This is a genomic window from Endozoicomonas sp. SESOKO1, from assembly GCF_024606265.1.
GTDB lineage: Bacteria > Pseudomonadota > Gammaproteobacteria > Pseudomonadales > Endozoicomonadaceae > Endozoicomonas.
Map to the genome: position 1 here is coordinate 1 of NZ_JAHHPP010000070.1, position 1994 is coordinate 1994.

2 protein-coding genes are annotated in these 1994 nt (G+C 52.6%); both read right to left on the bottom strand.

What is annotated here, in order from left to right:
• On the bottom strand, positions 1–1131 hold a 1131-nt coding region (locus KDK13_RS04155), incomplete at its 3' end, for an AMP-binding protein (RefSeq protein WP_257283662.1).
• Between the two features lie 41 nt (positions 1132–1172).
• Positions 1173–1994: hydroxymethylglutaryl-CoA lyase (locus KDK13_RS04160; RefSeq protein WP_257283663.1), on the bottom strand; the 822-nt coding region annotated here is incomplete at its 5' end.

The window sequence follows — 1994 nt, forward strand, 5'->3', positions numbered from 1 at the left end:
ATGACTGCTGGCAGGTTTGACGCCGGCTTTTTGCAGGGCGGCAATATACTTGGCGCTGGTGCCAAAAACAGAAACTTTTTCCGCCTCTGCCATATCCATCAAAGTTGCAGGCCCGGGATAAAACGGGGAGCCGTCGTACAAAACCACAGTGGCGCCAATGGCCAGTGACGAAACCAGCCAGTTCCACATCATCCAGCCACAGGTAGTAAAGTAGAATATCGTATCCTGAGCTTTCAGATCGGTATGAAGGCCCAGCTCTTTCAAATGCTGTAGCAGCGTTCCACCATGACCATGAACAATGCACTTGGGTACGCCAGTGGTCCCTGAAGAGTACATAATGAACAGTGGATGATTAAACTCGACTGGGACGATACTCACCGACGGATTCGATGGTTGGCAGAAATCAGGCCAAAGCACCGCATGTTTGAGCGGCCCGATATCCGGTTCCGGATTAACAAAAGGCACAACGACGATCGTTTCCAGGGATGGGATTTTTTGCTGAATCTGCCCTGTTTTTTCCATACAGTCGATGGTTTTACCACCATAAAAGTAACCGTCTGCCGTAAGCAGCAGCCGGGGCCCAATCTGTCCGAAACGGTCCAGAACGCCCTGGATACCAAAATCTGGCGAACAGGATGACCAGATTGCCCCAAGCGCCGTGGCGGCCAGCATCAGAATAATGGTTTCCGGGCAGTTGGGCATAAAGGCCGCAATACGATCCCCCTTTTTGATACCGGCGGCAATCAACCCCTGCTGGGCAGCGGCTACTGATTGATAGAGCTGCCGGTAGCTCAGGGTTCGGCGACGGCCATTCTCACCGTTGAATATCAGGGCTGTCTTATTGTCTTTTCGCTGCAGGAGGTGTTCTGCGTAGTTCAGGGTTGAGTCAGGAAACCATTGGGCATCCGGCATGCTGTCGTTTATTACTACGGCGGATGGCTGGCTATGAAATTGTACCCGGTAGAATTCTGCTAGCTGTTGCCAGAAGGCCGGGCGGTCTTCAATGCTCCACTGGTACAGGTCAGCATAATCCTCCAGTAGTAAACCGGTGACGTCTTTTACGTGGTTGATAAATGCCTGGAGATTGGATGATGTTATTGTTTTTTGATCCGGTATCCACAGCGCTGTCATTGGCTTTCCCTTTTTGATTCTCTTGATTGGAAAGTTACCATTCACCCCGCAGGATGAATCAACCGGCTCAATGCCAGCCCGGCATGTGATCTTGAGGGTATGCCCAGTTGCCCACAAATGAATGTAGCCGCTTTTAGCAGTTCCTCCATATTTACCCCGGTTTTTATGCCCATACCGTGCAGCATATAGACCACATCTTCTGTGGCCAGGTTACCCGATGCGCCGGGGGCATAGGGGCATCCTCCCAGGCCGGCAACCGAACTGTCAATCACCGAAAGCCCTTCTTCGAGCAGTGCTAAAACATTGGCAAGTGCCTGCCCGTAAGTATTGTGAAAGTGTGCCGCCAGGGCTGAGACGGGAATATGTCGGGAAGTGTGCTCCAGAACCTTTTTGGCTTTCAGGGGCGTACCGACGCCAATGGTGTCGCCCAGTGATATTTCATAACAGCCCATCTGCCACAGTTGCCCGGCAACCCCGGCAACGGCAGAAGGGCGGATATCGCCGTCATAGGGGCATCCCATCACGCAGGATACATAGCCTCTGACTTTTATGCCGTGTTTTTTGGCCGCTGCCATAACGGGTTCAAAACGCTGCAGACTTTCGGCAATGGAGCAGCTGATATTTTTCTGGCTGAACCCTTCCGAGGCTGAAGCAAATACCGCCACTTCATCAGCGCCAGCGGCCAGGGCCGCTTCAAAACCTTTGAGGTTGGGGGTCAGGGCTCCATAGATAATCCCCGGTTGTCGTTCAAGCAGGTCGAAAACGTTATGGGAATCTGCCATTTGCGGAACCGCTTTTGGCGACACAAAGCTGCCTGCTTCAATTCGCTTCAGCCCTGTTCTGGCCAGGCGGTTGATCAGCTC